Genomic DNA, 18,184 nt, shown 5'->3' with positions numbered 1-18,184 from the left:
TGATTTTTACTATTTAATAAAGAACGAAAATCATTAGTGTGACCCTTACAAAAATGTAATAAAAATGTAAGCTATTGTGATAGTTATTTCGACAATTTTTTTATACAATAATAGTAAGAAGTTGTACGTGATTGAAAGGAGAGATGACATGGAATGGATTCATGAATTATTTCAGCAATACGGGTATTATGTTGTACTTGTCGGTTTGCTATTAGAATATATTGCACTTCCGTTTCCGGGAGAGCCAACATTAGCATATGCGGGATTTTTAGCACATAAGGGTGATTTAAGTTTACCGATTTTAATCATTCTATCCTTTATTGGGACAAGTGTAGGAATGACGATTCAATACTTTTTAGGAAATAAATTAGGTATGCCTTTCATTCAAAAGTATGGGAAATACGTATTTTTAACACAAAGAAAAATTGACTTAACGAGAATGTGGTTTGATAAGTATGGGTACTTCCTAATTTTTATTGGTTTCTTTATTCCTGGTGTACGTCATTTCACAGGATACTTTGCAGGAATTATTAATTTACCATTCCGTCGTTTTGCCATTACAATTTATTCAGGCGCTCTATTTTGGGTATCATTCTTCTTAATCGGTGGTTACTGGTTAGGTGGAAACTTACATGATATCTTTGGAGTGCTAGAAGGTCATATCGGTAAAATCATTTTTGGAGTTATTGTGATTGTAGCGGTTACGTTGGGTATTCGTTTCCGTAAGCAGTTAAAACGAGTATTACTACAAAACGCAAGTTAATATGAAATCCATTCTATGTCAGAATTTAGGAAGGTAGTGCAAAAGCACTGCCTTTTTTATTTTATTTTTAAGACTATGTTTAATGCACATTTTACATTCTTTATAGGAATTTGATACAGGATAAGAAATAAGTATTTTGTCAATTATTATAGTCGTAATGACAATTATAATTGACAAATATAAGGATATTATTTACAATTTTAATTAAATAAATGAAAAAGAGGGAAGACATGAAGCTTCAAAATCGAGTGAGGGAATTGCGAGCAAAGCATCGTTTATCACAAGGGGATTTAGGGAAAGCGATTGGATCATCACGGCAAACGATTAGTTTAATTGAGCGTGGGGATTATGCACCATCTATCGTATTGTCGTTAAAAATCGCACAAATTTTCAATGTACCGGTGGAGGAAATATTTACGTTAGTAGAGGGGGAAGAGGACGATGAAGAGTAAGCGAAAAAAACAATTTGATTCTGTGGGGAAAATAGCATTAAGTATGATAGGAGGATTTTTAACGTCTTATATAGCTTTAAATTTACTCTCGGATGAACCGAGAAAATTATCATCCAATACATTTATAGGTATATGTACTATTTTTGGAATTTTAATGATGTACTATACTTGGAAGAATACACGTATGTTAGCAGAGGCACGCGATGAAGAAGAGAGCGTACAAGGCAGAAAATTAGGCATTATAAGTATATATTTACGTGTAGGTGATATAGTTACGCAGGCATGGTTTGTATATGCAGTTATTACATGTAGACGTGCACTGTTGCAGGATACAGATGTTTCATTTGCGGTGTGGAATTTAGTAGCTTCTATTGCTTGTTTAACTACAGTAGTAATTATCGGACTCATAACAAAAAATCGTTATAATAAGCTATATCCTGAACAAGGTGTAACGTATATGGAATCTATGAAAATGTGGACGAAAAATGCAGATGAAGGATTAAAGCACATTGTGCATGAGGCTGGATATAAAGCATATGAATTTACGAATACAATATTGGCATATGTATGGTGGGCTGCCGTTATATATACAGCTGCTAGTAATATCGATTTTGTATTAATTGGCCTAATCTCATTTATTTGGATATTGCATCTCGGGAAGTTCATGTACGAAATGCAGAGGAAAATGATTTATTAAGGGGAGAAAAAGGTGGATATTTTAAGAAGGCCAGCTGGCTCAATGACAGTGGCGTTAATTCTGTCCATTTTATACGGAGTAATCCGAACTGGGAAATTAGAAGTAATTTTGAACCTATGGGCAATAGTTGGAATTTCATTGTTAGTGTTAGCCATTCATGAGCTAGGACATGTAGTATTTGGTGTAATAGGTGGTTTAACATTTAAATTTATGACAGTAGGACCCATTACTATTCAAAAAGAAAAGGGAAAATTACGCATTCGAGAAAATAAATTATGGGCGTACTTTGGAGGCGTTGCAACACTAGTACCAACTTCTATAGAGACACCGAATCTTTCGAAAAAATGGGCGTGGCTCACTTTAGGTGGACCAATTACGAGTTTACTGTTTGGTATTACTTCCGGTTACATATACATGGTGAGTTATTATCAATATCTTTTATATTTTTCCTTTTTCCATTTTGCAATCTTTGCGGTTACAATTGTGCCGATAAAAGGAACGCTTATGAGTGATGGGATGCAATTTCTTATTTTAATTAAAGATGATGAAAGAGCTAGAAATCATTTATATGAGATTCAAATATCGAGTGAGTTATTTAGTTATAAAAGACCGAAAGATTGGGATGAAAGATTAGTAGAATTGAGTGAGGAGAAAATAAAAGAGAATAAAGGGATAAGAGAGATAATGAGTAGACTTATGCTTGTCTTTTTTGCTCGTGCAGATCAAGAGGGAATGGAAAGAGCGATACCGTATATAGAACGAATTGTTCAACTACCTGTAACGAAAGAAAATAAGTTTTTCGTTAGTAGTTTTCATAGTTGGTATCTTTTATATAAAGCCCTTTATCAGATGGATAGTCTTTCTTTGCAAGAAGCAAAGGAACATGCAAAGGCTATTACAAAAATGGACCTAAGTGGATATTACCGTACACAAGGAATTATCAAATATTTAGAGAATGATCTAGAAGCTTCCCATACTTATATGAAGAAAGCTGATAAAGAATTGGAGAGCGCCGAGAAGAGTGAGATGGGATATTTACAATTAGAAAGAGAATGGTTTGAGCAGTTGAAGGTGAGGGTATCTTACGATGGGTGAGGTATCCTCTTTTTTATATGTCATCTTATGCCGTTCCATAAATAGCCCGGGGCGAGTAAAATGAGATAAGAAGAGCAAAGCTTGGAGGAAGTAGATATGGAAATTTTATCAATTATTTTGATAGTCTTGCTCATTTATGTTGTTTTTAAAGTGGCATATGTAGCATTAAAGATACTCGCGATCCTATTAATTATCTTTTTAATCGTAGAGTTCGGCAGTAAGTTGCTTGGGGGATAGGGTATGTGGTGTGTTTCGAGTGTCGAAGGTTGTCGTTAAATCGATATCTTGTGTTGAACCGTTGATATAATGAAAAAATCGTTGATATAAGTGGAGAAATGATCGATATATTTGAAAAATCGTTGATATATTTTAGTGAATACGAAGTGGGGTATGTGGAAAAGAAGTTGCCGTTGGGTAGCTTCTTTTTATTGTAGTGGCAGGGTATAGAGCATAAATAGGTTGCCGAAAATTGCCGGTAAGTCGATATCCTGTGTCGAACGGTCGATATAATGAAAAAATCGCTGATATAAGTGGAGAAATCGCCGATATATATGGAGAATCGCTGATATAATCCGGTTGGTACTGGATGGGGTATGTGAGAAAGAAGTTGCCGTGAGGGTAACTTCTTTTTATCGTGATGCGGGGATATGCAAAACAATATAAAAAGCTGGAAGAGTATCTTCCAGCTTAAGAGTTACTTTCAATTTGACGACCGCTATCTTCTTCAGTGTCTTGTAATAGGTTGAATACGTCTGCTAGGCAGAATGCAATGAACCAAGTCCATAGACCGTGGAAGAAAGCTGAGCTTAATTGAAGTGGTAATGTATAGTTTGTCATTGAGTAGGAAATACATCCACCAACGATTCCAATCATTGTTAATAACATTGTTTTTTGAGCATTTTCTTCTGGATTGAAGAGGAAGTAAATGTATCCGCCTAGAATTGAAGCGCTTACAAGTGTTTCAATTCCGTTAAAGATGATATTCTCTCCAAGCTGAGTGTTTGTCCAGAAGCAGATTGCTCCGCCGATAATAGCAAACAGGACAGCTATTGTATATCGTATATATTGATTCATATGTTCATCTCCCTATGTAATAAGATGATTTGGAAGTCAAAAAGGTAGGTATAGTATATTGAAGTGAGTTTTAATTGTACGTATCTTTTTATAAAAAGATCATTGAAGAGTAACTAAGATGATCGGTTATTTAAACCGTTACGTGTATGGTGTCTGAAATATACCCGACTGCTCGTTTCTTTTTGCTTGTAAAATAAGAGAAACTTCCAAGTCTATATACTCTTTTTTTGTGAGTCTGCTTTCATTATAACACATTTAGGGACATAATAATAGAATTATCTGATTTTGTAATAAGTGTAAAAAATAAAAAGCGTAAGGAAATACAATTAACGGTGCAGTTTAGTGGAAGAAGGATTTTAATTTATTATGATGAAATATGTAATCAAGGTGAGATCTAAGAATGAGGCTTAAATACTATAAAAAATGTTTTATAGCATGAATGTAAGGGAGGAGAGCTAACTTGGAGTTCACAACAGAAAGATTAATAATTAGACCTTTTAAGAGTACTGATTTACAGGATGTATTTGCTATTTATAATAGTGATGATACATGTAAGTTCCTATTACATAATAAGTGGACTCATGAAGACATGCAGAAAAGATTTAATAAGAAGCTAGCAAATAATGTACTTACTAAAGAAACAATATTAAGTTTGGCAGTTATATACAAAACTAAAGTAGTTGGTGATTTATCAGTATGGTACACAAATATGAAAGACACTGTTGAGATTGGTTATAGTTTTGCAAATGAAGTAGCTGGGAGAGGTTTGGCAACAGAAGCAGTAAGTAGTTTGGTATTGAAATTATTTAATGAATGTAATGTACATCGTATACAGGCTAATCTTGATGCACGTAATACAGCTTCACAAAAATTGTGTGAACGAATAGGCATGAGAAAGGAAGCCCATTTCATACAAGATTTTTGGAATAAAGAGGAATGGACAGATAGTATTGTATATGGAATGCTATCCTCCGATTTGTAGTAATAAACTTAGTGATTTTATTATGCTAAAAGGTACGTTAGTTGAATAACAAAGGGCATAACATATTAGTCATATATAATATGTTATGCCCTTTAATTTATTAACCGGTTTTATATGCGTTTGAAACGGCCGACAATTTCAACTGTTTCAGTAATGTTCATAAATGCTTTGTTATCCACTTGACGGATAATACGTTTCATTTCGCCTAACTCATAGCGAGTCACGACAGTGTAAATCATTTTTTTCTTATGGTTTGTATAGCCGCCGACAGCGTCTACCATTGTCACCCCGCGTATGCCGTGATGTAGTAGTGCGCTTTTTATTTCCTCGCCTTTTTCTGTAATAGTCATTATCGTTAATTTAATATGTTTCGTATGCACAGCGTCGATAACTTTGCTGACTACAAATCGACTAATTAACGTATAAAGTGTAATATCCCATCCGAAAATAAAACCTGCTGCTACAAGTAAGATTAAGTTGAATACAAATATGATTGCTCCAATTGAAACATCTCGGTATTTCGCTACAATCAATCCAACAACATCAAAACCACCTGTTGAAGAAGCAAATCGGAATATAATTCCTGAAGCTGCTCCGCAGATAACACCACCGAATACAGAAGAAAGTAAAATATCGTCTGAAACTTGGTGTACCGGGATAATGTTCATCGCTAACGATGATACAGCTACAAAGTACGCTGTTAAAAAGGTTGTCTTCTTTCCTAAGTAAAAGTGACTTAAAATAAGAAGAGGAATGTTTAGTAAAAAGATAAGTGCACCGATATTGTAGTGCATTAAATAACCGATAATCATCCCTACACCAGCGAATCCACCGCTAATCATATTATGCGGGATAAAAAACATATTCATAGAAATTGCATACAAAATAGAAGCTATAAAAATAACAACCAACTGTATCATAAATTCTAAGTGAAATGTTTTAGCTGCTGGGAAGGATAAAAAGGCGGTGTCGGGAACGTAATCGGCGTCTCCTAGTTGACCCATAGTATGTTTCATCTCCATATTCATTTTTGATTACAAGAAGAGAATAAAGGTTTTTTCAAAAACTGGCAATAGTTTTATTATAATGCAAAAATTTTATAAATTTCTAATAAATCAAGCCTATTCATTGATGTGTGTGAATATGCTAAAGAAAGCGAATACAACGTTTCTTAATTATTGTTTTCTTGAGAAAATATGCAAAATACTTTTTTTGAAAATAAAAGGAAATAGAGAATATTTGCTCGATGTGCTAAAATGACCTTATTAAGGATGTGAAGCGATGGAATTTTTATTGCAGGATGCAATTCTATATATATCGTTTGTAACGACAGCACTTTGTTTATTAGAAGTTTTCTTCCTTACTAATGTTTCTCGCTTTGTGCGTCAACAAGCATCAAGCGGTAGACAAAGAGCTTTTGCGTTAGTTGATACATGTGAAGATAGTGCGGGAAATGTACCGCTATTTTCAATTTTTTATAAATATGGAATGATTCGTTCCGTACGCAGACAAGAATCAAGTGAAGAGAATGATGAGGTTGGTCCGTATACACCAATGTTTCGCTAAATAATTACGAAACATTGGAGGAATGAACATGTTAAAATCATACCGAGCTGCGCTCATTAGTTTATCAGTAGTACTTGTTTTTGTTTTATCTGGCTGCAGTAATGCAGGCACAATTGATTCACATAGTACGGGAATATGGAACCATTATTTCGTATATCCAATCTCGTATATGATTCAATTTGTTGCTCATCATATACCGGGAGCTAGCTTCGGGGTTGCTATCATTATTATGACGCTCGTTATTCGTTCAGCCATGATTCCATTAGCTGTTTCGCAATATCGCAGCCAAGCGAAAATGAAGAAAATGCAACCTGAATTGCAGAAGCTAAAGAAAAAATACGGTGATGTAAGCAAAGACCTTGAAAAACAAAAGCAGTATCAAAAAGAAATGTCAGAACTAATGAAATCAGGCGGTTGGAATCCACTTGCTGGTTGCTGGCCAATTTTTATACAAATGCCGATTTTCTCTGCTTTGTATTATGCGATTAGCAGAACGGAAGAGATTCGCACATCTTCGTTTTTATGGGTGAACCTAGGACATGCAGATCCATATCATATATTACCGATTATTGCAGCGTTAACGACATTTATTCAGATGAAAGTTTTCCAATCGAATATTACACCTGGAGAACAAGTACAGATGCTAAAGATGCAGCAAATTATGATGCCAGCAATGATTCTATTTATGGGGTTTGCGGCGCCATCAGGACTTGTGTTGTATTGGATAACAGGTAACTTATTTACAATGACACAAACAATTGTATTAAGAAAAATAATGGAACGTGAAGAGTTACAATTACAAAAAGCATAGAGAAACACCGCTCATTACGAGCGGTGTTTTTTATTTGAATCGTTAAGGAAATTTTAAGAAACCAATATTACTATTGGCGTTGTATACGAAAGTGTACATGCTTTAGAAATATGAAGGAGGAAATTTCCTATGAAGAAGAAAACAGTTGGTTATTTAGCGATTGCAGGTGCTTTATCATTCGGAATCATTGGAGGAGTCGGTGTTCCGGCATTCGCGGCAACAAATACTCCAACAGCTGAGCAAGCGACAAAAACAGCGAAAAAAGATTTAGATGCCGCTACAAAACAAAAAGTAAAAACGATTATGGACGATACAAAGAAACAGTTACAGGAGCTAGGTGTAAAGCTTCCAGAAAAAGAAAAACGTAAAGAAATGTTTGCGGGATTAGATGAACAGGCGAAAGAAAAAGCGAAGTCGATTTTAGAGCAAGAAAAGTCTGGAAAATTAACACGAGAACAAGCAAAAGAGGAATTAACAAAGTTAGGCGTAAAAATGCCGGAGAAAGGTAAGCGTGGAGACATGTTTGCTAACTTAGATGAACAGGCGAAAGAGAAAGCGAAGTCGATTTTAGAGCAAAAGAAATCTGGAAAATTAACGCATGAGCAAGCAAAAGAGGAATTAACAAAGCTAGGCGTGAAAATGCCGGAGAAAGGTAAACATGGAGACATGTTTGCTAACTTAGATGAACAGGCAAAAGAAAAAGCAAAGTCAATTTTAGAGCAAAAGAAATCTGGAAAATTAACGCATGAGCAAGCAAAAGAAGAATTAACAAAATTAGGTGTGAAACTTCCAGAGAAAGAGAAGCATGAAGATATATTTGCAGGATTAGATGAGGCAACAAAAACAAAAGCAAAAGCGATTTTAGACAATGAAAAGAAACAATTAGAGGCATTGAATGTTGATTTACCGCACCATAAGTTTTTTATGAAAAAAGATGAGAAATAATTGAATGAAGTCGTATCTTTCGTGTGGGCAACCGAAAGATACGTGAGAGGACCGATTTCTGTTAGCAGAAATCGGTCCCTTTTAATGATTTAATAAAATTTTTTTCATTGTTAGTATGTATCCGAAGACGCAGTAGAAGATTGCAAAACCGATAAACACTTCCGTATATTGATATTTACCCAATACGTAGAAGGAAACAGCTGGTATAATAGCTACCGCTAAAATGCTATAACCAGGATACTTGTGCCGATGCATGATAGCGAATAGAACAGAGAGAAACGTAGCGATGATACAAAAGACAGCAATCATTATTGGTGCACCTCCTAAATGGATTATACCATTTTTAGGGAAATAGAGAAGTTTTGTATCTTCTGTTATAATATAAGAAGATAAATATTTCCTATGTTATATAAAAATATATTGATTTTTTCTAACAATTCAATATAATGAACAATAACTACAAAATTCGACATCAAGAAGTGATGATGAGGACACGATCAATTTTTTACGATTTCCAGAGAGGGAAGCCTTTGGCTGCGAGCTTCCTAATACGGAAAAATGGATTACCACCTCTGAACTGCAGCAGTGAACGAGCATCTAGTAATTGCTTGCCGGCAAAAACCGTTATTTAGACTTGAGAAATTGGTGAAGTGTGTTACTTTACGAATTGAAACAAGGGTGGAACCACGAATACAACACTCGTCCCTTTTTTAGGGAGGAGTGTTTTTTTATTTCATTTTTGCATCACACTAGGATTGGAAGGAGGATACGCAGCATGCATCATGATGAGAAGAACAAAATTGGTTTAACAGTAGCACTTTCTATCGTAGTAGGAACGATTATTGGATCTGGTGTGTTTATGAAACCAGGGAGCGTATTAGATTACTCGGGGAGTTCTAATATGGCCATTCTTGCTTGGGTAATTGGTGGTCTGTTGACGCTAGCAAGTGGTTTAACAGTTGCTGAAATTGGAGCGCAAATCCCGAAAAATGGTGGGTTGTATACGTATTTAGAGGAGATTTACGGAAGTTTTTTGGGATATTTATCAGGTTGGATGCAAACAATTGTTTATGGACCTGCTATTATCGGAACATTAGGTTTATACTTTAGTTCTTTAATGATTAATTTTTTCTATTTAGATAAAGTGTGGAATTTACCAATCGCAATTGGAACGGTTGTGTTCCTTGGCGTTGTAAATAGTATGGGAACAAAATACGGAGGTATCGTTCAAACAATCACGACAATTGGGAAGATGATTCCGATTGTGTTAATTGTTGTGCTAGGTTTCTGGAAAGGGAATAGCGATATTTTTAACGTAGTTGTGCCGATATCGGAAAATCAAAGTATCGGTATGGCAATTTTAGCAACGTTATTTGCTTATGACGGCTGGATTTTACTTGCTTCGATTGGTGGAGAAATGAAGAATCCAACAAAGTTATTACCGAAAGCAATGACAGTAGGGATTTTAATCGTAACGGCTGCTTACGTATTAATTAACTTGGCATTATTAAATGTATTACCAGCAGCGAAAATTGTAGACCTTGGAGAAAATGCAACAGCGACAGCTGCAGGCATGTTACTTGGAGAATATGGCGGAAAAATTATTAGTATCGGTATTATCGTTTCTATTTTCGGCTGTTTAAATGGAAAGATTTTAACGTTCCCACGTATCCCAATGTCTATGGCAGAGCGTGGACAACTTCCATTTTCTAAGTTTATTGCAAAGGAAAGTCCGAGATTTAAAACACCAGCAAATGCGATTACTGTTGAAATCATTTTAGGAATTATTTTAATGATTATTAGTGATCCAAATAAGCTGTCTGAGATTTCCGTATTCATTATTTATATTTTCTATGTAATGACGTTTATTGGTGTCTTCATTTTAAGAAAACGTAATAAGAATAAAGAGCGTGCATATAGTGTACCGTTATTCCCAATCGTACCAATCGTAGCGATTTTAGGTTCGTTCTTTGTAATTGGTAGTGCGATTATTAACGATCCAGTAAGTTGTTTCTTATCGATTGGAATTGTATTTACGGGACTTCCGGTGTATTGGTGTTTAAATAAGAAGAAAGAAACAGAATGATGAAAAGGTAGGCGTATTATACGCCTACCTTTTTTACTGTAAAAAAATTGTACTTGCGTCTATTTTCTGTTTTGGTTACTATAGTCGTAGTAACCAAAACAGAAAGCGTGGGGAAAGACTTGAATTTTCGTGTTTATATTTTAGCTATCGCGGCTTTTGTAGTCGGAACGGTTGAGCTAATTATAGGAGGAACGCTCGATTTAGTTGCCAATGATTTAGGAGTATCTATTAGTGCAGCTGGTCAGCTTATAACAATATTTTCGGTAGTATTTGCTTTGTCAGGTCCAGTTTTATTAGCTTTGACAGGGAAGTTTGAAAGAAAAACATTGTATGTTGGAGCATTATCGATTTTCTTAATCGGAAATATTATTTCGGCATTTAGTGTGAATTACGGAATGCTGATGTTCTCAAGGGTTATTTGTGCGGCGAGTGGTTCATTAATTATTGCACTATCGGTAACACTTGCTTCTAGTGTAGTAGAACCGCATTTTCGTGCGCGTGCAATTGGAATCATTTTTATGGGAATTAGTGGATCACTTGTGCTTGGAGTACCGCTTGGTCTTGTACTCGGAAATGCATACGGATGGCGTGCACCATTTGTATTAATTTCGGTATTAACAGTTATGGCAATTGCTTGTATTTCATTATTCTTAACGAAAGTACCACCGACATCGGTATTATCAATAAAAGAACAACTTGCTACTTTAAAAGATAAAAAAATTGTAAGTGCACAGTTAACATCATTTTTGTTTTTAACAGGGCATTTAACATTGTATGCATATTTAACACCGTTTTTAAAAGATGTCATGCATGTTGAAGCAAACTGGATTAGTGTGTTTTACTTTATTTTCGGAATCGCAGCAGTAATTGGTGGCGGCTTTGGTGGCTGGCTTGCTGATAAATGGGGATCGAAAAAAAGTATTATTTCCATCATTATCGTATTTGCGTGTGCAATATTCATACTGCCATTAATGACATTCTCATTCCCGCTCTTCATCATTATGATGGGACTTTGGAGTATGCTGAGCTGGGCGATTTCACCAGCGCAACAAAACTATTTAATTGAAATTGCACCAGAATCAGCTGGTATTCAGCAAAGTTTAAATAACTCTGCCCTTCACTTAGGAATTGCACTTGGTTCAACAGTAGGCGGAGTTGTTATCGAAAAATCATCTGTTATATATAATGCTTGGGTAGGCGGTGGCTTTATTGTATTAGCACTGCTTTGCGCGATTTTCTCGATTACGAGAGGACGCTCTACTCAGTTCGTGAAAGAAGAATCTATCGTTTGATAGGTTCTTTTTTTATTTGTAAAAAATTGCAGGTTTTAGTAGAAAGGTGGAGAATTTATATGTAGCGAGGTGATGTATATGTATACGAATTTTTCAATTATTGGTCTTCTAATTTCAATGCTCCCTTTGTTTCTTATTATTCTTGCACTTAGATGGGTTCGTTTCATCTATAAAAATTCAGAGAAACAGGTAGAGCAAAATGAGAAAATCATTGAGCTGTTGATGGAGATAAAGGAACAAAACGAAAAGGAGTCTAAGTGAAAAACTAGACTCCTTTTTATTATTTAATTAGTATCTTAATTTCATTAACAAACTCTTAATTTCCTCATCTTCCATAAAGAGGTCATGGTGTTTCTGGGTAATCTTTGCAAGTGCAACGTCATGATAGAAAAATTCTGTAAAGAACTTTACGAAAGGTTGTGACATTGTTTTCATCGCTTGCCATGACTCTTGTTCTACGCCAGCAAATAAAATTTCACGATCGTCAACGATGAGTAGCAAGTAGCGCTCTAATGCATTAGGTTCTTCAGCTGGGATTAGAAAATGCATGTTTTCTAAGTCTGTTTCTACTTCTCCAACAATAAGGGATTCAATTTGAACACCTTGTTTTGCTTTTTGTTCTAGTAAAGGAAGATATTCTAAAAGAGTATCATTCCAAGCTGAAATACGGATTGATTCTTTTGCACTTTCAATGAGTTCTTTACTTTGAACTCGAATAGAAGATTGCATCTTTAAGCTCCACACACGGTCATCTGTAAATGATTTTTTTGATATATTTGTTTCCAGTTCTTTAATATTTGATTGGAATTCTGTCGTTAATTTTTCAATTGCTAGCTTTAGTGGTAATGCTGTATACAGTTTTTTCTTTTCTGAAACAGAATCCATTACCATTCCTTTATCGATTAGGCGTGCTAGCACTTCATATATTTTTGCTTTTGGAACACCTGAATGCTTCACAATCGTTGTAGCATCTAATGGTTCATTGCTTGATACGACAACTTCGTAAGCTTGGCTTTCATATTGTGAGAAACCGAATTTTTGTAACATAGTTACCTCCGAACGAATGAGATTATATTTTAAGGATAATGAACTATTTGTTTTTGCACAAGTGGTAGTCCGTTTTCTAATTGTATTAAGGTGAGAATTAATTTCAATTTTTTAATTTTATCTATTATACTTAATATAATGATTAATAAGATTTCAATTTAATGCGAAGGGGATGCTTGGGGGAAGATGTTAAGAAGTTTACGATTAAAAATTGCGGTAGTGTTTTCAGTTCTTATTTCTATGATGTTCGTAATATTGGGTACAGCTGTGTATCAATTACAGAAAGAAAAGGAAGTGCGTTCCTTAGACGAGTATTCTCAAAATGCGATGGATCTTGTGACAGAGCAACTTACGACATTTGTTCAAAGAACGGATGAAGATATGGGGTATTACGCGAACAGTGAGATGATTCGTAATATGCTTCAAGGTGGGGTTACTCCAGAAGAGGAAGCGTTTTTAACGAAAGAGTTTGCAGAGTATAAAAAGAATCATCCTGGTATTTTAGATTTATATATTGGTACGAAAGATAAAAAAACATTAAGTGCCAATCTTGCTGAAGGTGGGCAAGTGCCAGAAGGATACGATCCAACGACAAGACCATGGTATAAAGATTCAGAGGCTGATGTAAAAAAGGTCCATTGGGGACAACCTTCTTATGAAATTGCAACAGGAAAGTTAAGTGTAGGTGTTTCTAAAGCAATTACAGCTCAAGATGGATCTGTATTAGGCGTTGTTGCGATGGATGTATCGCTTGGGACGATTCAGAAGTTGCTTCACAATATTCAATACAATAATGACGGAGAAATGTTTATTATAAATGATAAAAATATGGCTCTTGTTTATCCAGAAAAGATAGGGAAAGATGTTTCTAAAGAGCCACTTATAAAGAGCTTAAATAAAGAGGTAACAAAATATGCGGTCACTACAATAAAAGGTGAAGATGTAGTTGTTTATAGTCAATCATTTGATACGATGAAATGGACGATAGGAATCTTTTATCCGAAAGAAACGATCGATGGGCTATTAAATAGTACGAGAAATACAGTTATTATAATGGCATGTATTAGTTTATTAGTTGGAATCGTAGCTTCCTACTTGTTCTCAAGAAGATTAGCAAGACCACTGCAACTATTAAAGAATCACGTGCAAAAAGTAGCAGAAGGCGATTTAACGCTCCGAATGAAAGTGACAAGTAAAGATGAAGTTGGAGAGTTGACTAAGCACTTTAATGATATGGTTGAACAAATGAATGAAATGGTAAGTAAAATTAAAAACAGCGTATCAACGGTGCAACAATCAACGAATAGTTTACATTATTTAACGAACGAAACAGTAGCGGCTAGTAGAGAAGTTTCAGGAGCAATGGATGATGTGAGCGGAGGAGCTTCTACTCTTGCGAATAGTGTGGATGAAGTTTCAGCTCAGCTCGAGAATATGGCGGAGTCAGTGGAACAAATGAATAGCTCCGTTGGTGAAATAAAAGGAGTGGCTGGCAAAGCGGAAGAGGCATCTAAGCAAGGATTAAATACAATGAGGAATTTAATCCGTACGAGGGGACAATCATCTTCGATTGTTGTTCATACAGAAGAAGCATCGGATAAGTTAGAACAAAGAGTTGGATCGATTCAAAATGTTGTTGAGCTTATAAAAGGCATTTCGGATCAAACAAATTTACTTGCTTTAAATGCATCGATTGAAGCTGCCCGTGCAGGTGAGCAAGGTAAGGGATTTGCGGTTGTTGCTGAAGAGGTGCGGAAATTAGCAGAACAATCAAAAGAGGCAACCGGAGAAATCACAACGATGATTGGTGATGTACAATTAGAAGTAAAAAGGGTTGTAGAAGTTGTAAGTAAATTGAAAGACATTGCAGATGTGCAAAATAAAGTGACGACAGAGGCGGAAATGGAGTTCCGCACAATTATGTCAGTCGTAAATACGATTAGTACTTCAGTTGAAAAAATTGTAGAAGAGGTACATAACATAGGTTACGAGCAGGGGGAAATTACAGCGGTAATGCATACAATTGCTGGTACGAGTCAAGAAAGTGCAGCTGTTTCTGAAGAGGTACATGCTGCAACGGAATCACAGGTGAATCATTTAGAAAAGGTAGCTCACACGATGGAAAGTTTGACAGAACATATGAGAGATTTAGAAAGATTAGTCGAGCAGTTTAAAGTGGAAGAGTAACATATTAGTAAAATGATGAGGATTTCGGTAAAATAGACAATGGATATATAAGAAACGATTATAGGAGGAAGACTACTATGGCAATTGTTGATGTATCGATTATTCCAGTAGGAACAGGTAATCCAAGTGTTAGTGAATATGTAGCAGAAGTACAAAAGGTGCTAGAGAAAAATGCGGATCGCGTGAAGTATCAATTAACACCGATGAATACAATTATTGAAGGAGATCTTCCTGTCATTCTAGAAGTAATTCAACAAATGCATGAAGTTCCATATACGAAAGGTGCACAGCGTGTTGCAACAACAATTCGTATCGATGATCGTCGTGATAAAGTAAGCACGATGGAAAAGAAATTAAACTCTGTTCGATCAAAATTATAAGGAAAAGCAGCGATTTTCGCTGCTTTTTTCATATAGGAGGTAGATAAGATGAGTGAAAAGTTTAATGAACAATTTGACGGGTTACTAGAAAAATACACGGAACTATTACTTGGAGAGAGCAATGAAGAGAGAAAAGAACAGGTGCAGAAGTGGGCACTGTATTCTTACATAGCGAAGACGATGCCGGCTTTAGTGAAGCATTGGAATGAGACATATCCTGATGCGAAAGAAGAGATGGTACAGTTAATTACAGATATTAAAAGGCTGAATGAAGAGAAGCGAAATGAGCAATAAAAAAACTTGAGGGAAATATAATCGTAAGTTTTCTGTATTAATATCCTTATATAATTTACATGGAGTATAAAGGATTTTATAGGCATGTCGAATATTTTCGACATGCCTATTTTATGCCTATTAAACTCCATTTTTCTAAATGTCGAAAAATATTTCAGGTATATTTATAAGCAGAAATATAGGTTTTTAAATGTTTTTATAGTATTTTATAAATTATCTAAATAATTATTTGTATCCAATAATTTTAAACAATGATATAATTTTGAAGAGGGGTAAAAAACAGATAAATTACAGTCATAGGGGTGAATTACATGGAACAATTAATGCGAAATTCGTTTCTTTTCTTATCTAAAAATAAAGCGCTAACAAAACTGGCTAAAAAGTACGGTTTACGCTTTGGTGCAGGTCGCTTCGTCGCAGGGGAGACGATTGAATTAGCGACAGCTGCCATTCAACAATTAAATAAGCAAGGTCTTTGCGTAACAATCGATTATTTAGGTGAATTCGTTGATAATGAAGCGGAAGCAAATGAAATGGCTAACCAATCGATTGAAGCGATCCGTGCAATTGGAAGAGAAGGTCTTGATTCGCAGCTTTCTTTAAAGATGACTTCTATGGGATTAGATATCTCTGATGAAATCGTAATGAACAATATGCGCCGTATTTTAGAAGCGGCGAAAGAAAATGGTGTGTTTGTTACCATTGATATGGAAGACTATACACGCTGTGGTAAAACAATTGATATCTTTAAACAATTAAAATCTGAATACGATAATATTGGTACTGTTATTCAAGCTTACCTATATCGTACAGAAAAAGATATTGAAGATTTAAATGCTTATAATCCGAATTTACGTCTTGTAAAAGGTGCTTATAAAGAACCTGAAGAAGTGGCGTTCCCAGACAAGAAAGATGTAGATGACAATTATAAAAAAATTATTAAAATGCACTTATTAAATGGAAATTATACTGCAATTGCTTCACATGACGAAGCGATTATTGAATATACAAAAAAACTTGCTGAAGAACACAATATTCCAAGGGATCAATTTGAATTCCAAATGTTATATGGTATTCGTAATGAGCGTCAACTTGAGCTAGTAAAAGAAGGATACAAAATGCGTGTTTACGTACCTTATGGAAACGACTGGTATGGATATTTCATGCGTCGTTTAGCAGAACGTCCAGCAAACGTTGCGTTCGTATTAAAAGGTATGGTTAAAAAATAACCAAGGAGAAAATACTCCTTGGTTATTTTAATTGCTGAAATGCATAATGTGCCATTTTCTTCGTATCAGGATATAGTTGCGCACGAGTAGAAGATAATACGACGTTAATGACGCGTTTACCGTCTTTTTCATCCACTGTTACGACTGTATATTTGCCAAGTGCTGATAGACCGCTTTTACTTCCAATCGCATATGGATCATCATATAGTTCTTCTCGTCCGTAGTTTGCGATGTTTGGAGAGCGTTCTGAAGTATGTAGAGTTGTACGTGTTGAATTCATATATTCTAAAACAACTGGATACTTTAATGCTTCTTTCGTAATAATAGCAATGTCATATGGCGATACTTTATTTCCAAGTGCATCAGCACCACTTGCGTTCTTGAAAGTCGCATGCTTTGTACCGAGTTCCTTCGCTCTAGCATTCATCATTTTCACAAATTCATTTTTTGATCCTGCGATATGTTCTGCAATTGATTCAGCTATTGGATCTGCACTAATGATAAGCATAAGTTTTAATGCCTCATCACGCTTTAATTTTTCTCCAGCACGAAGTTTAATTTTCTTACTTTGACTTTCTGTTTTAATTGCGTTTTCTGTAACTGTAATTTCTTCATCTTCTTTTACATTCTCTAGTAAAAGAAGGGTTGTCATCATTTTGGCTATACTAGCCGGATAAGAGCGTTCGTCTTCACGTTTCCCATACAAAATTTCACCTGTGTCTGCATCGATTGTAACTCCGTATTGCCCAGTAATATTAGGTTGATCAGCTCTTACAGATTGTTGCCTTTGTGCATAAGAGAAGAAAATCATCCCTGTAAATAGTGTGGCAATCATTACAATCATAACTATTGTTCGTTTCATTATAATTCCCTCATTTGTTACAAATAAATTGGGCAGAAAAAGCAGCCATTAATCATTATGCCACGTTCTCTGCCCAAAAATATAGCGTTATTTTTCGCCCATATTATGCTTTTTATATTGTTGGTTATTACCTTGACGTCCTTTTTCCACGCCGTGGTTATGCGGACCTGCGTTTCCAGTTACACTAGCTGCACTAATTCCAGCCTTTGAAGGGTTCTTCTTAAGTTTTGCCATATATATTCCTCCAGTTTCGTCAGATTATAAAAAGGGAAAGTGTATTTTAGTGAAGAAAATACATATATAGCATGGCCAAATGAAAGAAAAATATTTATTTCAGAAAATTTTATCAATAAATATATTGCGAAAATTTAAACAGTATCATATATTTATTAGTAGAGGCTCACTCATTGATTGCGACTTAT

At 35.2% G+C, this 18,184-nt stretch carries 22 protein-coding genes and 1 other annotated feature; of the genes, 16 read left to right on the top strand and 6 right to left on the bottom strand.

All coding sequences use genetic code 11. From position 1 onward, the window contains the following. Nucleotides 1-148: 148 nt before the first annotated feature. From NST86_RS25745 to NST86_RS25725, 5 genes are all read left to right on the top strand, one after another. The gene (locus tag NST86_RS25745; protein WP_000454754.1) at nucleotides 149-763 is read left to right on the top strand and encodes a DedA family protein; all 615 of its coding nucleotides are present in this window, start codon (nucleotides 149-151) and stop codon (nucleotides 761-763) included. Nucleotides 764-993: 230 nt separating this feature from the next. Then, the gene (locus NST86_RS25740) at nucleotides 994-1,215 is read left to right on the top strand and encodes a helix-turn-helix transcriptional regulator (protein ID WP_000776168.1); all 222 of its coding nucleotides are present in this window, start codon (nucleotides 994-996) and stop codon (nucleotides 1,213-1,215) included. Further along, entirely contained in the window at nucleotides 1,205-1,912 is a 708-nt protein-coding gene (locus tag NST86_RS25735) for a DUF3169 family protein (protein ID WP_000837710.1), read from the top strand. Before NST86_RS25740 ends, NST86_RS25735 begins: the two co-directional genes overlap by 11 nt. Before the next feature lie 42 nt (nucleotides 1,913-1,954). Then, nucleotides 1,955-3,007: a cytochrome c oxidase subunit II gene (locus NST86_RS25730; protein ID WP_044795035.1), complete on the top strand. Its 1,053-nt coding sequence runs from the start codon at nucleotides 1,955-1,957 to the stop codon at nucleotides 3,005-3,007. A gap of 96 nt (nucleotides 3,008-3,103) precedes the next feature. Next, nucleotides 3,104-3,244 carry a DUF3985 family protein gene (locus NST86_RS25725; protein WP_000404758.1) on the top strand — a complete coding sequence of 47 codons (141 nt, stop codon included), beginning with the start codon at nucleotides 3,104-3,106 and terminating at the stop codon, nucleotides 3,242-3,244. Nucleotides 3,245-3,694: 450 nt separating this feature from the next. On the opposite strand, the gene NST86_RS25720 is transcribed toward NST86_RS25725, so the two are convergent. Beyond that, nucleotides 3,695-4,081, bottom strand: a complete 387-nt coding sequence (locus NST86_RS25720; protein ID WP_001077763.1) for a DUF3938 domain-containing protein — start codon at nucleotides 4,079-4,081, stop codon at nucleotides 3,695-3,697. A 460-nt stretch (nucleotides 4,082-4,541) separates the two neighbouring features. Here NST86_RS25720 and NST86_RS25715 point away from each other — a divergent pair, with 460 nt between their 5' ends. Further along, nucleotides 4,542-5,063 (top strand): GNAT family N-acetyltransferase, encoded by a 522-nt coding sequence (locus NST86_RS25715; protein ID WP_016118849.1) that lies wholly within the window; start codon nucleotides 4,542-4,544, stop codon nucleotides 5,061-5,063. Between the two features lie 110 nt (nucleotides 5,064-5,173). Here the strand turns inward: NST86_RS25715 and NST86_RS25710 are convergent, their stop codons facing one another. Continuing rightward, nucleotides 5,174-6,067 (bottom strand): YitT family protein, encoded by an 894-nt coding sequence (locus NST86_RS25710; protein ID WP_000530044.1) that lies wholly within the window; start codon nucleotides 6,065-6,067, stop codon nucleotides 5,174-5,176. A 277-nt stretch (nucleotides 6,068-6,344) separates the two neighbouring features. Between NST86_RS25710 and NST86_RS25705 the strand changes: the two genes are divergently transcribed. The 3 genes from NST86_RS25705 (at nucleotide 6,345) to NST86_RS25695 (ending at nucleotide 8,385) form a co-directional block, all read left to right on the top strand. After that, nucleotides 6,345-6,629 (top strand): hypothetical protein, encoded by a 285-nt coding sequence (locus NST86_RS25705; protein WP_000394936.1) that lies wholly within the window; start codon nucleotides 6,345-6,347, stop codon nucleotides 6,627-6,629. A gap of 28 nt (nucleotides 6,630-6,657) precedes the next feature. Further along, nucleotides 6,658-7,440, top strand: a complete 783-nt coding sequence (locus tag NST86_RS25700) for a membrane protein insertase YidC (RefSeq protein ID WP_000920519.1) — start codon at nucleotides 6,658-6,660, stop codon at nucleotides 7,438-7,440. Between the two features lie 129 nt (nucleotides 7,441-7,569). Further along, nucleotides 7,570-8,385 carry a hypothetical protein gene (locus NST86_RS25695; protein ID WP_000730878.1) on the top strand — a complete coding sequence of 272 codons (816 nt, stop codon included), beginning with the start codon at nucleotides 7,570-7,572 and terminating at the stop codon, nucleotides 8,383-8,385. An 81-nt stretch (nucleotides 8,386-8,466) separates the two neighbouring features. Here NST86_RS25695 and NST86_RS25690 read toward each other — a convergent pair whose 3' ends face one another. After that, a complete protein-coding gene (locus NST86_RS25690) occupies nucleotides 8,467-8,694 on the bottom strand; it encodes a hypothetical protein (RefSeq protein WP_000562238.1) in 228 nt (75 codons plus the stop codon). A 164-nt stretch (nucleotides 8,695-8,858) separates the two neighbouring features. After that, nucleotides 8,859-9,095, top strand: a binding site (T-box leader). A gap of 65 nt (nucleotides 9,096-9,160) precedes the next feature. Here NST86_RS25690 and NST86_RS25685 point away from each other — a divergent pair. The 3 genes from NST86_RS25685 (at nucleotide 9,161) to NST86_RS25675 (ending at nucleotide 12,024) form a co-directional block, all read left to right on the top strand. Next, the gene (locus NST86_RS25685; RefSeq protein ID WP_000546303.1) at nucleotides 9,161-10,471 is read left to right on the top strand and encodes an APC family permease; all 1,311 of its coding nucleotides are present in this window, start codon (nucleotides 9,161-9,163) and stop codon (nucleotides 10,469-10,471) included. Between the two features lie 107 nt (nucleotides 10,472-10,578). Then, the gene (locus tag NST86_RS25680; RefSeq protein ID WP_002001400.1) at nucleotides 10,579-11,763 is read left to right on the top strand and encodes an MFS transporter; all 1,185 of its coding nucleotides are present in this window, start codon (nucleotides 10,579-10,581) and stop codon (nucleotides 11,761-11,763) included. A 78-nt stretch (nucleotides 11,764-11,841) separates the two neighbouring features. Further along, nucleotides 11,842-12,024: a hypothetical protein gene (locus NST86_RS25675; protein ID WP_000288473.1), complete on the top strand. Its 183-nt coding sequence runs from the start codon at nucleotides 11,842-11,844 to the stop codon at nucleotides 12,022-12,024. Nucleotides 12,025-12,051: 27 nt separating this feature from the next. Here the strand turns inward: NST86_RS25675 and NST86_RS25670 are convergent, their stop codons facing one another. Then, nucleotides 12,052-12,810 carry a TrmB family transcriptional regulator gene (locus NST86_RS25670; RefSeq protein WP_000939479.1) on the bottom strand — a complete coding sequence of 253 codons (759 nt, stop codon included), beginning with the start codon at nucleotides 12,808-12,810 and terminating at the stop codon, nucleotides 12,052-12,054. A 186-nt stretch (nucleotides 12,811-12,996) separates the two neighbouring features. Between NST86_RS25670 and NST86_RS25665 the strand changes: the two genes are divergently transcribed. The 4 genes from NST86_RS25665 to NST86_RS25650 all read left to right on the top strand — a co-directional run bounded on the left by NST86_RS25665 (nucleotide 12,997) and on the right by NST86_RS25650 (nucleotide 16,900). Beyond that, on the top strand, nucleotides 12,997-14,997 hold the full coding sequence (locus tag NST86_RS25665) for a methyl-accepting chemotaxis protein (protein WP_000946367.1): 2,001 nt from the start codon (nucleotides 12,997-12,999) through the stop codon (nucleotides 14,995-14,997). A gap of 77 nt (nucleotides 14,998-15,074) precedes the next feature. Further along, complete coding sequence (locus tag NST86_RS25660) at nucleotides 15,075-15,377, top strand: MTH1187 family thiamine-binding protein (RefSeq protein WP_001018860.1); 303 nt, start codon at nucleotides 15,075-15,077, stop codon at nucleotides 15,375-15,377. Nucleotides 15,378-15,425: 48 nt separating this feature from the next. Further along, entirely contained in the window at nucleotides 15,426-15,671 is a 246-nt protein-coding gene (locus NST86_RS25655; RefSeq protein WP_001290594.1) for a YusU family protein, read from the top strand. A 311-nt stretch (nucleotides 15,672-15,982) separates the two neighbouring features. Further along, nucleotides 15,983-16,900, top strand: coding sequence for a proline dehydrogenase family protein (locus NST86_RS25650; RefSeq protein WP_000436785.1), 918 nt, complete (start codon nucleotides 15,983-15,985; stop codon nucleotides 16,898-16,900). A 22-nt stretch (nucleotides 16,901-16,922) separates the two neighbouring features. Here NST86_RS25650 and NST86_RS25645 read toward each other — a convergent pair whose 3' ends face one another. Together NST86_RS25645 and NST86_RS25640 are read right to left on the bottom strand one after the other, a co-directional pair. Next, on the bottom strand, nucleotides 16,923-17,762 hold the full coding sequence (locus NST86_RS25645; protein WP_044794995.1) for a D-alanyl-D-alanine carboxypeptidase family protein: 840 nt from the start codon (nucleotides 17,760-17,762) through the stop codon (nucleotides 16,923-16,925). A gap of 87 nt (nucleotides 17,763-17,849) precedes the next feature. Beyond that, nucleotides 17,850-17,996, bottom strand: coding sequence for a YuzL family protein (locus NST86_RS25640; protein WP_001096344.1), 147 nt, complete (start codon nucleotides 17,994-17,996; stop codon nucleotides 17,850-17,852). Between the last annotated feature and the right edge of the window lie 188 nt (nucleotides 17,997-18,184).

Source organism: Bacillus sp. FSL L8-0199 (assembly GCF_038005705.1).
Lineage (GTDB): Bacteria > Bacillota > Bacilli > Bacillales > Bacillaceae_G > Bacillus_A > Bacillus_A cereus.
This window is presented reverse-complemented; position numbering and strand designations above follow the sequence as displayed.